Genomic DNA, 12,683 nt, shown 5'->3' with positions numbered 1-12,683 from the left:
GTAGGTTGTTGCTGTGAAGCGCTTAGTTTATTCCGTTGTTACTGCTCTGTTGATCACAAGTTTTTCTGCGGTTGCTCACAGTAATGAAAATGATCGTTTCGTTTTGTTAGATCGCTGCCCGCCCAGTTTTGAAAAAACCGGGGAGGGTGTGTGTAAATTACATACCCTATATGACCAGTATGATTCAGTGCAGGGGCGTGGAGTGGGTGGTTTGCAATCGTCATTACCGCCAAGACGTGATGGCTTTACCCCAGAACAAATCGATTTGGGACGCTATTTATTTTTTGATCCCGCCTTATCCGGCGATGGCAGTATGTCCTGCGCCAGTTGCCATCAACCTGACAAGGGCTTGAGTGATGGCCGCGCGCGCAGTGTCGGTGTCGCCGGAGTGGATGTAGGCAGGGCAGCACCGACGTTATGGAATAGCGCATTTCTAACCAGTTTTTTTTGGGATGCACGAGCCAGTAGTTTGGAAGAGCAAATGCTTGGCCCATTGTATGACCCGAAAGAAATGGGCAATACACCGGTACAGCTGTTAGCAACATTGAATGCTAATGCCGATTATCGCGATATGTTTCAGCAAGCGTTTCCTGCGGCTCAAGCAACTAACGATATTACGCTGGATCAGATTTATTTAGCGCTTGCTGCTTTTCAAACGTCATTGATTTCTTTAAATAGTCGCTACGATCGCTACGCACACGGTTATCACCAAGCATTAACCGCAACAGAAATTGAAGGTTTAAATGTGTTTCGTTCGTTTGTGGCGCGCTGCGCGGAATGTCATCAGCCGCCTTTGTTTACTAATCAGCAAATTGCGGTGATTGGTGCGCCGGAGCCTGAGGGTTTGCCATTGGATATTGGTGCTGAAAAAACCTTTAATGCCGCTAAATTAAAAGGCGGTTTTAAAGTTCCCAGCTTGCGCAACATTGAAAAAACAGCGCCTTATATGCACTCAGGGCGTTTTGATAATTTACGCGACACGGTGGAATTTTATAACAAAGGTCGAGGTCATGCAGTGCCGGATGGTGTCGAAATGAATTTGCATTGGCATATTTGGGAGCCCAATTTGGCCGAACATGAATTGGATTTATTAGTCGCCTTTTTAAAACACTGACCGATGAAAGTTTTACACCGCAAACACCTTCGCGGGTGCCATCCGGTTTAACGCCTATCAGTCATACAGTAACAACAGAAGAAAAAATACAGTTAACACAAACCAAAAAAGTCACACCTGACGAAGGAGAAAGCAGATGAGCGCAGGTAAAGTGGTAGCAATAGTGGTGGCACTCGCCGCATTTGGCGCCGGTATTTATATTGGCCAAAGTGGTGAGGGTCCAGCGCCGGTCATTACCGGTAGTGATGGAGCTAGTTTTAGTGGCGGTTATAACGCCGCTGACGATGCGGATGCAGCAGCCTCGGGTTCAGCGCAACCCGTGGTTAAAGGTGCAGTGCATGTAGTTAAAAATGGTGAGTCGATTCAGGCGGCAGTCACTGCAGCTCAGCCTGGCGATACCATTCAGGTGATGCCTGGCACCTATGTCGAAACGGTTTATATCGATAAAGACAATATCCATATGTTGGGTGTGATTGAAAAAGGTAAGTGGCCAACTCTGGAAGGTGAAACTCGATTAAACGATGCCATTTTGTATTCCGGTAATGGCATTATTATTGAGAATTTCAAAATCACTCACTATAAAGGCAATGGCATTATGGGGCAGGCGGGCAATAATTTTATTATCCGCAATAACCTGATTGTAGATACTGGCGTTTACGGTATCTTCCCGCAGCTGGGTAAAAATGGCGTGGTTGAACATAATGTTATTTCCGGTATTGAAGACGCGGCAATTTATGTGGGGATGTCTGACAATATTCATGTGGCGCACAATGAAGTGTTCGATAGTGTTGCCGGCATTGAAATTGAAAATTCCCGTCACGCGATCGTAGAAAATAATTACACCCACAATAATACTGGCGGCATTCTGGCGTTTATTACCCCGGGCCTACCGATTAAAACGACTTATGACGTTATTATTCGCAATAATTTTGTGGTCAACAATAATACTGAGAACTTTGGTGCGCCAGGTTCTACCGTTGCCGGTATTCCAGCAGGTACCGGTATTCTGGTGATGGCCGCTGATAAGGTGATCATCGAGAATAATATTATTAGTAATAATAAGACGGCGGGGATTCTTGTTACGGATCATTACAGTGCGAGTAATGTAACGATTGATCCTGAGTCAGAACCGAATGCCGATGAAATTTCAATTCTGAATAACATTATGCTGAACAATGGTTGGGATACCATTGATGAAATAAAAGCGTTGATGTTAACGGAGTTGAAACAAGGTAACCCCGATATTATTCGTGTGGGTAAAAGTCGCGATAGCTGTATTATCAATCGGCATCAGTACATCACCGTCGGTGTAGATGACTTTGCCGAGTGTGCGTTTACCAATACCGATGATGTTAAGGATTACTTGTTAGCGGAGCCAGTACCGCCGCGGCAAATAGTTAAATCAGAGCAGGGCAAACTGACTTATATGGGAATTTGTACCGGTTGCCATACTTACACTGGCCGGATGATTGGCCCGCCAGTACAGGTGATTCAGGCTTTATATATGGATAATCCACAAGGGCTGGCGGATTATATTGCCAAGCCAGTGAAAAAGCGTGAGGACTATCCGGAAATGCCTCCACAGAATTATCTGGATGAAGAGGCGCGGTTAGCGGTGGCTAAATACATGCTGCAATTAACCAAGTAGTTTTAGCGTTAAAGCATCAGCCCCGTCACCCGAATGTACGAAGGTGACGGGGCTTTTTTTTGTTATGCTGTTTTCTTTTGTTGTTTACTATAGGGACACGCAGTGAATTCGACTCAATCGCCAACACTTTTTTCTGACCCGTTTGGTCATTTTAATCCCCAGCAGCCAGAGCCTATACCGGGTTTTATGGGGTCAATTATTATGGCCGAGCCAGTTATTATCGATGCCCCATTGAATTGGTGTGGCAAATCATGACGGGTTTTGATCAGTACCCGGAATGGAACCCCATGAACCGTTTTTTCAAATTGGATACGGTAGCTAAAGCGGGTGAGAGCGTGACCTTTGGCCCCAGTTGGGGGCCGTATGAAGAGCCCTTGCCGGAAGCGGGGTTTGTGAATAGAGAGCGATTAACCGTGTGGGAGGAGAATTGTTGTTTATCCTACGCCGATATAAAGCCCTATTTTGCGGCTGAGCGTTCACAATATATTTGTTCGCAGGCCGACGGCAAAACCCGTTATCAAACCTATGAGCGCATTGCTGGTCCGTTAGGTTGGTTGTTGAAATTGACCTACGGGAAAAAAATATTACGGGGTTTTACTGCCAATGGTGCGGCGCTTAAAAAGCGGGCTGAAGCAATGGCCACAGAGTGATACATGCCTGAGTTGAGCTTCCGACATTGTGTGCCTGAAGATGTAGATTTGGCGGTACCGCTGATATACAGCTCCGGTCCGGCAGCCTTTGATTATGTGTTTTGTGAACGTCGACCCGATCAGGCGCAGGCGTATTTACGTCAGGAATTTGTGCGGGGGAAGTCGGAGTTTGGTTTTCAGCAACATATAGCGGTACTGTTAGATGGCGAGTTGATTGGTGTTGGCGCGGTGCGAAGTGCTAAACAAACCACCGGCTTTATGCTGGCAGCTGTCCATTCTTTTTATCAATTTTATCCGTTGCTGGCCTGTGCCGGTGTCATTGCCAGAGGGCTGGCGATTGAGCGGGTTATTCGACCACCGCAACAAAATGTCGGAATTCTTTATCATTTAGGCATTGCACCGCAGCACCAAGGCAAGGGTTACGGGAAGCGATTAGTGGCAGAGTTGTTGCTGAAAGTAAAAGAGCGTGGCCTGTCTATAGCGGGTTTGGATGTAGCAGTAACGAATCCAGGCGCTAAGAGTTTGTATACGAAGATGGGCTTTGTTGAGCGAGCCACTTATCGAAGCTCGTTAGAGTCTGCCTTTGGCAACGTTGTGGACCATATTTATATGGAGTTGCCACTGAATTAATCCAGTGGCAATGTGCTTAGGCTTTGTTTTGTAATGCGCTAATACGTTTTTCTAGCGGCGGATGGGTTAAAAACAATGCTGCTAAACCTTCTTTCAATTCGCCGTTAATACCAAAGGCGGTCATTTCTCCGGGCATATCGCTAGGCAGACCTTGTTCACTGCGCAGCCTTTGCAGTGCGGCAATCATGCCGCTGCGGCTGGCTAGGGTGGCGCCGGCATCATCGGCGCGATATTCCCGCCAGCGAGAAAACCAGAACACGATAGTGGAGGCGAGGATACCTAAAATCACTTCAGCCACCATGGTGGCAACCCAGGCACCGATGCCAAAACCACGCTCGTTTTTTAGCACGATGCGATCAAAGGCGTGGCCGATAATACGGGCGAAGAACATAACAAAGGTGTTCACCACACCCTGAATCAGGGTCAGCGTAATCATATCGCCATTGGCGACGTGGCCAATTTCATGGGCCATGACGGCTTTTGCTTCTTCAGGTGTAAAGCGGTCAAGCAGGCCGGCGCTGACGGCTACCAGTGCTTTGTTACGGTTAGAGCCAGTGGCAAAAGCATTGGCCTGTGGCGAGGGGAAGATACCCACTTCAGGCATACCAATACCGGCTTTTTGTGCCAGTTCGGCAACAGTATCGACCAGCCATTGTTCCTGCCTGTTGCCAGGTTGCTCAATGAGCTTGACCCCCATACTGCGTTTAGCCATCCACTTGGAGAGCATTAGCGAAATCAACGATCCGCCCATACCGAATACCGCGCAGAACACCAGCAGCGCTGATAAATTCAGGTCGATGCCGTTTGACGCCATAATTGAGTTAAAGCCGAGCAAGCTGAGGGTAATGCTGGCAACCAATAAAATCGCCATATTGGTAATCAAAAATAAACCGATGCGTAGCATGATGTGCAGTACCTTTTGTAGTGAGCTATCCGTTCAACCATTGATACGGATAAAGCTGGCTATTAGATGGGGGTGAGGGAAATAAGTTTCAAGAGCTTAAGGAGTAAGGGCAGTAGCGCCTGCCCTAAGCGATTGCGGGGGCTAGTCAGCCAGAGCTTCGCTATTCGTTTCACTGTCTTCAGCCTGCGGCTCATCACCAGTGACTTCAGCGACCAATTCTGGTTTGGGTTTAGGCGCTGCGGTGACTTCGACGATGGGATTTTTTTTCTCATCCATGTCAACGCTGATTGCTTCCGCTCGTAGATAGATATCTTTAGAACTCAGTTCAAATACCAGGTTTATAGCTTCATCGCGGTGGGGCTACGAAATAATAGTTTAGGGTCGCGGCCGCACTCCCAATCCTTGTGTTTGGTGGCAAAATAACCGTCTTGATTTTGAACGACAAAAACTTTACTCATCTGTAAAAAATACCCGTTGTTGCTGAAATTACCGCGAAGATTTTAACGTGATTTATTGGGGCAGGCTAGCACAAACTCAGGAAAGCCGACTGAGTAAGAGATCCTTGGCCTGATTGATTTGCGCGGCGAGATAATCACTGCCGCCGCGGTCAGGATGGACTTTCTGCATCATTTTACGATGAGCCTGAATCACATCTTGTTTGCTGGCGCCTTTGGGAAGCCCCAGTACGGCATAGGCGCTATCTTCATTCATTTCTCCGGAGTTGTTGGGCGGAGGGCGGCTTTGCCACTGGTTGCCAAAGCGGTGGTCGAGATAGCTCATCAATAACTTAACCGAGTCTTTGTCCTGTTGATGACAGTAATCTAACAAGGCCTGGAGTTGCGATAACTCCAGTGCATCCAGTTGTTGTCCGGCCAGTGGCCCTTGGTTGACTTCACCGGATAGCTGTTGGGTATCGTGATTCAAGGTCATGGTTAACACAGCGGTTTTCACCTGTGATTGATTGCTGCCATTGTTACTGCTGCTAGCGGCTGCCGGTTTGCGCAGGTGTTGCTGAATGTAGGGGAAATACCGAATCAAATAAGGCAGGGCCTGTTTGGCTAACGGGATGGCGGCACCAATCATCGCCCCTATCCAGTGGATACGCCCGGTGGCGGCCAATAGAATGAGTAAAATCGCCGCGGCCCCCAAGCCATAGCTCCAGTACACTTTTTTCATTTGCGCTTTGGGTGTTTTTTTGACTTTGTTAATCAGCGTCAATACCACCACTACAAAGGCGATTAATAAAATCAGGCGAACGATCATGGTCGGGTGGCTTAGCTCTTAAGTTGGGTGAGTAGTTGTCGTGCTGCCGACGATTGTAACTGTTGCAGCGCAGTAAACCCACCACTGGCATAAGTCGCTACGGCGGCCAGCATGTGTGCCAGTTGTTGCGCGCTGTGCGCATCAAACGTGGCGTAGGCACCTTTGCTCAAGGTGGCCATTTGCTGAAAACAGCGTTGCACTGCGGGATCATTACCTTCCTGAAACATAAACAAGGGAACGCCTAACAATCCGAGTTGTCCGGCCTTGTCGCATAAGACATCTACGGATTCTTCCATTGCGTCGGCGATAATGATCACCGCCTGAATCGCTTGTTGCTTGTGTTGTTTTAAACTGTGCTCTAACACTCGTCCCAGTTGTGTGTATCCGCCCAGACATTGCACCGCATTCATGGTGCGCCGAAGTGACCGGCTTTCGCTTAGCCATGGGCTGTAATGAAATTCATGGAAACCCTGATAATAACAAAGCTGCAATTGCAGCCCGCCCAGGCTGTCGGTTGCAGTAAACATTTCACTCTGTAATTGGCAGGCCTGGTCCCAGCTTGGTTGACGACTGGCAGTCGCGTCCAAGGCAAAAATCAGGCGGCCGGTTTGGCGGCTATCACTGTCCACCCGCTGCGGTAGTTGGCTGGCCGAATCAAGGAACGCACTGAGTACTTGGCGGGAAGCAGCTTTGTCTGGAAGTTTATCGTCGGCCATAAAAATAGAGCTGGTTGTGAGTGTCGGTATGGGCTTGCATATAGTGTAGAGGGATTTGCAGGTGATAGGAAACCTGACGGTGAGTTCTGCTATGATGTTTTTACCTTTCTACTATTAACGATAATAAAATGACCAAGCTTGAACTTAGCGCCAGTCATCGGGCAACATTATTTTCAGCACTGCTGGAGCTTGATCACCAGCAAGGTGGTTGGGATAAGGTGTTTCAGTTGTTAAATCAAGGGCAGCGGGTGGCTGAGCAGGCACAGTTGCCGGAGTTGGCCGAGCAATTGGAACAAGGGCAGACGGTGGTGCTGGAAGGGTTAAAAAAAACCGGTCAGTTTTTACCATGGGAATTAAAATTAATCGAGCTGGGCTTGGCTACCGGTAATGTTCGTGGCAGTTATCAGCGTTTACGTGATCATTATTTATTGCAACAGCAGCTAGCTTTTCGGGTTAAGCAGCATTTGAAATTACCGTTGTTGATACTGACGGTAATCGTGATGGGCTTATTACTATGGTTGCTTGAGCAAAATTATTTTTCTGTGAGTGGTGCCGTTTTACGCTTGGCGCTAACAGCGGCGGGATTTTATTTGCTGGGGGCGTTAATTCAGCATGGTGTGTCGCGCTTTCGTCACTATCAACCGCTTGGGCTTTATCGTTATATTCCTCCAATTGCGACTACCTTGTCGCTGGCGCAGCGGTATTATTTTCTGGCTAATTTGAGTCAGTGTATTGAATCGGGCTTGCCCTTGTTGCAGTCATTAAAATTAGCCGCGAAAAAAATTCCTGATGTGAACTATGTGGATGATTTTTTAGCAGTGCATAACGCGGTTGCAAACGGTAATAAATTATCACAGGCACTGTTAAAAAACGGAATGCTTGCGGGTGTTGAGTTAGCGCAGCTGGATAAATCGACTGCTACCGCTAGCGATGCTCAGGCGCTAATTACCGAGTCCGTTTATCACGCGTATATAGCACAGCTGTGGTTTTGGGCCAGTACTTTGCCCTTGCTGGTTTATGCGTTGCTACCCGTGTTGTGCTTATTACTGTTAGTGAGTGCCTGAGTCGGCGACTGGGAAATGCTTCGATAATAGAATTTTTTCCAGCTCTTGCAGGTAGTGCCGGCGGTTAAGTAGCTCTTGCTGTACGCTATTTTGTTGTTGCGTAGTGAGGGGGGCGTCGCTATGAGCGCTTAACAATTCCAGTAATTTCCTACTGCATAAATTTTTAACGTCAAGAATATTATCGCGTCTGGTTTGCTTAAAGGGGGCGAACCTTAGCGTCTGCTTGTTGTTCAGTAGAGCGTTATTGGGCTGAGTTTTTTCAGTTTCTAGCATCATTGTCTTTTTCATCTCTGTTTGTCATGGCCGCTATTGTCGCCATGAAATATTGCAGAGATATGACAGCGATTTGAAACTTTGGTGATATGGGAGAGCTGATAAGAGAACCCCTACTAGCGTAGGTCGCTAGTAGGGGATGGCTATGAATAAAGCGAGTTATCAGTTGTTAATAAATTCCATTTCGCTCTGTTGATCAGCTGGCATTTTGATACCGGTACCTTCGACACCATATAAGCCTAGCGCGGTGCTGTTAGTGCCTGCAATGGCAGCCTGCTGGCTATTGCCGGTGTTGGCGCTGGCATTGAGGGTAGAGTCAAACTCAGGTAGCACTTGTGCTGGCTCAGGCGCTGGCGTTTCAGGCTCAGGTGCTGGGGTTTCAGGTTCAGGTGCTGGGGTTTCAGGTTCAGGCGCAGGCGCAGGTGTTTCAGGCTCAGGTGCTGGAGTTTCAGGTTCTGGCGCAGGTGTTTCAGGTTCAGTAGGCTCCTCTTCTGATCGAGTCGGATCATTAGGGAAGGCATCGCTATTGTCGCCAACACCATCACCATCTGTGTCTACGCTTTCAGTGGGGTCATTAGGGAAGGCATCGCTATTGTCGCCAACACCATCACCATCTGTGTCTACGCTTTCAGTGGGGTCGTTAGGGAAGGTATCACTGTTGTCGCCAACACCATCACCATCGGTATCTACGCTTTCATTGGGATCGTTAGGGAAGGCATCGCTGTCATCACCGACTCCATCACCATCGGCGTCAAACTCGATATTACCGCCGGCTTTCATCACTTCTTTTGCCGTAGTAATAGCACCGAACTGATCAATGTCACCACCGGCGTCCAGAGAAACTAGTTTGTCGCCACTGATTTCACCGCGGTTAATAATATCGCCACCGCTTTTGATTTGAACGGCATTATCAGTAGTAATCGAGCCCGCATTCGTCACATTGCCGTCAGCTGATTGGATAGCGATCGCGCCATTAGCAGTCAGTGCGGAGTTTTCGCCAAGTACTATATCGCCGGTTCCTGTCAGGCGGATGGTGCCACCGATATTACTGATTTTAGTCGCAGTAATGATGCCGTTATTATTTATCGTATTAGTGAATACGTCAGCTGCATCGATGGCATTTAGCAAAACTCTCTGCGCAGAAATATTGCCAGTATTCGCAATAGCATCAGTAGCACCTGCATTATTGCTGCTAACGCCAGTGTTTACTGCAAATGACATTAAGCCGTTATCGAAACTTAGGGTGGCCACTGTGCCCGAAATCAGGTTAGCAGAACCGAGATTGGCAACAATGACACCATTATTGGCTACGCTATTACCTACTAAAGCAACACCGGCGCTGGACGCATTGATATTACCGTTATTAATGATCGCACCTTCGCCGCTGGCTTGCATGGTGTAGTTAGCACCATCCAAAAAATCTGCGTCACCAATGTCTAAACTACTGGCTACCAGGCTACCCACATTTATATTCGCCGTTTCGCCAAAAATCATACCGTTGCTGTTAAGTAAAAAGACCTGACCGCCAACGGCGGTGATGTTGCCGTTGATAGTACTGGCTGAGGTGTCGTTGATACGATTTAAAATGGCAAAGTTGCCGCCGCCGTCACGCACATATTGTACTGTTTGGCCGTCTGCCACGTTGTAACTGGTCCAGTTTACAATCGCGTTTGCAGCATTTTGGGTCACCGTGGTGAGGGTTGTGTCGTCTGACACAATGCTTTGAATATTTTGCTGGCCACTTGGGCCCTGCGGCAAAGCAATTACCTGGCTGGCAAAAGCCATCACTCCTAGTAGAGCGGTTGTTTGTCGAATCATGGATGGCAAAGGTTTGGATCTAGCGATCAAACCCTGGCTGGTGGTTGAACCATCTGCAGATAACTGCATTTTGTTAGCGTGCTGATTCATTGCTACTACTTACCCTCTTTCGACAACGTATAGGTTTCGTTATTTATCTATGATTAAAAATTAAAGCCAGTGGTGAGCCACACTTGTGGGTCATCATCATTGCTGGCGTCGCGGCTGCTTAATGGCGTCGCTACATCCAGTCGCGCAAAAAAACTATCGGCCAGGCGTAAATCTACACTGATACCTGCACCAGAAATTTCAATTTCATCTTCTATAACAGAAGGCGCATTATTTAAATCCCCGTTGGCGTAGTCAGCAAATAGGGAAACTTTTAAAATTTCACCCCAATTGCGGCCACCAAAGGCAGGTGTGTTGGCAAAGCCGGGGGCATTTATTATCCACTCAATACTGGTGAATACCGCGCTGTCGCGAATGTATTCAGAGACGGGGTAGGCTCTTACTGAGTTGGGGCCGCCCATGGAAAACTGTTCCAATGAGCTTAATACATCATTTGTTTGTTGGGTTTCAAAACGCACTAGCAACGATTGGTTAGCTGCTAATGACTGTAACCGGGTGTAATTGAGATTGAGCTTAACAAAGTCGCCGCCGACATAATTACCATCTTTATCAATACGCAGGGAATTGTCATCGCCGTCGTCATCCATGGCGCCAAGCCAGTCGTCAAAGCCTTTACTCACAGCCATTGATGCGCGATGAATGCCACTGGTATCGGTTGAATCAAAATTATAGGCCACTTTTAAAACAGTAAGATTGTCTTCGCCAACAGCTTGGTTGGCTGTTTCCAGTTCGGCTTTTTTGCGTGTCAGACTAATGGTAGTGGATGTATTGGCAAGTCGAGAACGCTCGATCGAGTAACGACCATAAATTGAGGTCTGCTCGGTGTCGCCTTCCAGTTCCAGAATATTGAAAGCCTGCTGGCCGATGGTGTAATCATTATTGTTGTATTGCACGCCTAAGGTGAAGGCGCGGCTAAACAATGGTGTTTCATAGCGAAAACCGCCGTAAAGGGAGTCACTAGGATCAAAGGTCTGTAATGCGGTAACCGTTAAGCGGTCACCGCGACCGGTCGGGTTGTTCCAGTTAGCGTTAGCCAATAAGCGCTCTTTACCGGTTGAATCAACGCCATAATTATCCGCTAGTACATAGCCATCAAAGACGTTTTCTTCCTCTACATTCAAGATCAGATCGGCTTCACCGATATTACTGCCGGGGCGGAAAATACCGCTGGCTTTAAGCCCGGGTAAGTCGTTAAGACGTAGCAGTGCAGTTTCCATGGGCTGTTGCTGCAAGCCGCTACCGGAAGGAAAGTCCAGTGCTTTAATCATCAGCTGGTCCGAGAAGTGGGTATTCTTTTCCGAAGTGACCTCGCCCAAACGACCGGTTAATACACTAACGGTTACCAGGCCATTCTCCACATTTTGTTGTGGTATATACGCTTGAGCCAATATAAAACCCTGCTGCCGATAGTACTGGGTAACTTCATTAGCAACTTGCTGCAGCTGGCCAATAGTAAAGCCATCGGCGTGAGCTTGACGTTGACGATCGAGAATGGCGGTGACAGCGGACTGGTCTATCTCTGGCGGTTGCATGTCTTCGCTACGCAGATGAAATTGTTTAACCTCAATACTTGGGCCTTCTTCGATACCTAATGGGCGGTCGATGACAGGTGGAACGGTGTATTCAGGTGTTTCAACAGTGGTTGGCAGTTGCGGGCGATCTAATTGCGGCTGAACTGCACCAGGGCTAACAGCCCCAACTTGGGCGTAAGAGGGTAGAGTTGTCAATAAGCTACTAGCGACTAACGTGCTGATAGCCAAGTGCTTGGTAAATATATTGGCACTGTTGTGCTTGTGCATAGGGCATCGGTACAGCCTTGTTAACATTATCAATAGCTCCATCATGTAGCGGTAACCTTTCCAGTAAGCGTGGCTCAAGCGAGATAAATTGGGTGCAGACTAACGGTGTTACTAAGTGGTTAACTTGGCGGGTTGTCCCGGTTGGTAATGACCAGTAAGTATATTTATTGTTAGTGCAGCATTTTTTTGTTCTCTGTTATTGGGTTCTATATAGCATGCTATATGCCATGTTGTGTAAGCTGTTGATATCAAAGATTAATTATTCATATTAATGTTCTTTAATGCGACGGGTGTCAAAAAAGCCGACATGCTGGCAGTAGCTAATATATAGGGTGAAGAGGCGAAAAAATGTAATTATTTGGCAGTTCTTTTGTAGTTTTAGCTGTTGTTTGTAAACAATTCACATAATGGGTAGTAGTAAAAAAAATAATACTCAGGCTTTAGCGGGCAAAACGGCTAGAGGTGATGATCAATATAGATTTAAGGACGTATTTTTTTTGTCGGGTTTCTTTACATTGCCTCCCTGTTTAATCGCCATTAACTAGCTGCGAGGCCGTTAATACGCGGTGTTAAAAAATTGTCACGCTTTTTGCATTAAACTTTGTGCTGCTCTATTTCAGCAATATATTTTGACGGTTTAGTATGATTGCCAGCGGGTTTCAACGCGTGCTGACATAGTTAAATCTTAAAAAATAA

The 12,683-nt window shown here is 47.3% G+C and carries 12 protein-coding genes; 5 read left to right on the top strand and 7 right to left on the bottom strand.

The features are described from left to right. The first annotated feature begins 13 nt into the window (after positions 1-13). The 4 genes from UNITIG_RS06955 (at position 14) to UNITIG_RS06940 (ending at position 4,042) form a co-directional block, all read left to right on the top strand. A complete protein-coding gene (locus tag UNITIG_RS06955; RefSeq protein ID WP_369809151.1) occupies positions 14-1,114 on the top strand; it encodes a cytochrome-c peroxidase in 1,101 nt (366 codons plus the stop codon). A gap of 136 nt (positions 1,115-1,250) precedes the next feature. Continuing rightward, positions 1,251-2,762 carry a parallel beta-helix domain-containing protein gene (locus UNITIG_RS06950; protein WP_101757727.1) on the top strand — a complete coding sequence of 504 codons (1,512 nt, stop codon included), beginning with the start codon at positions 1,251-1,253 and terminating at the stop codon, positions 2,760-2,762. A 251-nt stretch (positions 2,763-3,013) separates the two neighbouring features. Continuing rightward, a complete protein-coding gene (locus UNITIG_RS06945; RefSeq protein ID WP_101757726.1) occupies positions 3,014-3,412 on the top strand; it encodes a hypothetical protein in 399 nt (132 codons plus the stop codon). Positions 3,413-3,415: 3 nt separating this feature from the next. Further along, entirely contained in the window at positions 3,416-4,042 is a 627-nt protein-coding gene (locus UNITIG_RS06940; protein ID WP_101757725.1) for a GNAT family N-acetyltransferase, read from the top strand. Positions 4,043-4,058: 16 nt separating this feature from the next. Here the strand turns inward: UNITIG_RS06940 and htpX are convergent, their stop codons facing one another. From htpX to UNITIG_RS06925, 4 genes are all read right to left on the bottom strand, one after another. After that, positions 4,059-4,946, bottom strand: a complete 888-nt coding sequence (htpX, locus tag UNITIG_RS06935) for a protease HtpX (protein WP_101757724.1) — start codon at positions 4,944-4,946, stop codon at positions 4,059-4,061. A 141-nt stretch (positions 4,947-5,087) separates the two neighbouring features. Further along, entirely contained in the window at positions 5,088-5,222 is a 135-nt protein-coding gene (locus UNITIG_RS25015; RefSeq protein WP_255399453.1) for a hypothetical protein, read from the bottom strand. Positions 5,223-5,480: 258 nt separating this feature from the next. Continuing rightward, entirely contained in the window at positions 5,481-6,209 is a 729-nt protein-coding gene (locus UNITIG_RS06930) for a DnaJ domain-containing protein (protein WP_101757723.1), read from the bottom strand. A gap of 11 nt (positions 6,210-6,220) precedes the next feature. Beyond that, positions 6,221-6,925 (bottom strand): hypothetical protein, encoded by a 705-nt coding sequence (locus UNITIG_RS06925; protein ID WP_101757722.1) that lies wholly within the window; start codon positions 6,923-6,925, stop codon positions 6,221-6,223. Between the two features lie 128 nt (positions 6,926-7,053). Between UNITIG_RS06925 and UNITIG_RS06920 the strand changes: the two genes are divergently transcribed. Further along, positions 7,054-7,989: a hypothetical protein gene (locus UNITIG_RS06920; RefSeq protein WP_101757721.1), complete on the top strand. Its 936-nt coding sequence runs from the start codon at positions 7,054-7,056 to the stop codon at positions 7,987-7,989. Here the strand turns inward: UNITIG_RS06920 and UNITIG_RS06915 are convergent. The 3 genes from UNITIG_RS06915 to UNITIG_RS06905 form a co-directional block, all read right to left on the bottom strand. After that, complete coding sequence (locus tag UNITIG_RS06915; RefSeq protein WP_101757720.1) at positions 7,975-8,277, bottom strand: hypothetical protein; 303 nt, start codon at positions 8,275-8,277, stop codon at positions 7,975-7,977. The two genes, UNITIG_RS06920 and UNITIG_RS06915, sit on opposite strands and share 15 nt — an antisense overlap. 147 nt (positions 8,278-8,424) lie before the next feature. After that, a complete protein-coding gene (locus tag UNITIG_RS06910) occupies positions 8,425-10,170 on the bottom strand; it encodes a filamentous hemagglutinin N-terminal domain-containing protein (protein ID WP_101757719.1) in 1,746 nt (581 codons plus the stop codon). A 53-nt stretch (positions 10,171-10,223) separates the two neighbouring features. After that, a complete protein-coding gene (locus UNITIG_RS06905) occupies positions 10,224-11,987 on the bottom strand; it encodes a ShlB/FhaC/HecB family hemolysin secretion/activation protein (RefSeq protein WP_159931113.1) in 1,764 nt (587 codons plus the stop codon). Between the last annotated feature and the right edge of the window lie 696 nt (positions 11,988-12,683).

This window comes from Oceanicoccus sp. KOV_DT_Chl (assembly GCF_900120175.1).
Lineage (GTDB): Bacteria > Pseudomonadota > Gammaproteobacteria > Pseudomonadales > Dasaniaceae > Oceanicoccus.
Note: the sequence above shows the minus strand (reverse complement) of the source record. Positions and strands in the feature narration are given on the sequence as shown.

What these genes read in the sequence shown, in the direction of transcription:
- UNITIG_RS06950 (WP_101757727.1), top strand. Translation starts at nt 1,251, where the DNA reads ATGAGCGCAGGTAAAGTGGTAGCAATAGTGGTGGCACTCGCCGCATTT.
- UNITIG_RS06945 (WP_101757726.1), top strand. Translation starts at nt 3,014, where the DNA reads ATGACGGGTTTTGATCAGTACCCGGAATGGAACCCCATGAACCGTTTT.
- UNITIG_RS06940 (WP_101757725.1), top strand. Translation starts at nt 3,416, where the DNA reads ATGCCTGAGTTGAGCTTCCGACATTGTGTGCCTGAAGATGTAGATTTG.
- htpX (WP_101757724.1), bottom strand. Translation starts at nt 4,946, where the DNA reads ATGCTACGCATCGGTTTATTTTTGATTACCAATATGGCGATTTTATTG.
- UNITIG_RS25015 (WP_255399453.1), bottom strand. Translation starts at nt 5,222, where the DNA reads ATGGATGAGAAAAAAAATCCCATCGTCGAAGTCACCGCAGCGCCTAAA.
- UNITIG_RS06930 (WP_101757723.1), bottom strand. Translation starts at nt 6,209, where the DNA reads ATGATCGTTCGCCTGATTTTATTAATCGCCTTTGTAGTGGTGGTATTG.
- UNITIG_RS06925 (WP_101757722.1), bottom strand. Translation starts at nt 6,925, where the DNA reads ATGGCCGACGATAAACTTCCAGACAAAGCTGCTTCCCGCCAAGTACTC.
- UNITIG_RS06920 (WP_101757721.1), top strand. Translation starts at nt 7,054, where the DNA reads ATGACCAAGCTTGAACTTAGCGCCAGTCATCGGGCAACATTATTTTCA.
- UNITIG_RS06915 (WP_101757720.1), bottom strand. Translation starts at nt 8,277, where the DNA reads ATGAAAAAGACAATGATGCTAGAAACTGAAAAAACTCAGCCCAATAAC.
- UNITIG_RS06910 (WP_101757719.1), bottom strand. Translation starts at nt 10,170, where the DNA reads ATGAATCAGCACGCTAACAAAATGCAGTTATCTGCAGATGGTTCAACC.
- UNITIG_RS06905 (WP_159931113.1), bottom strand. Translation starts at nt 11,987, where the DNA reads ATGCACAAGCACAACAGTGCCAATATATTTACCAAGCACTTGGCTATC.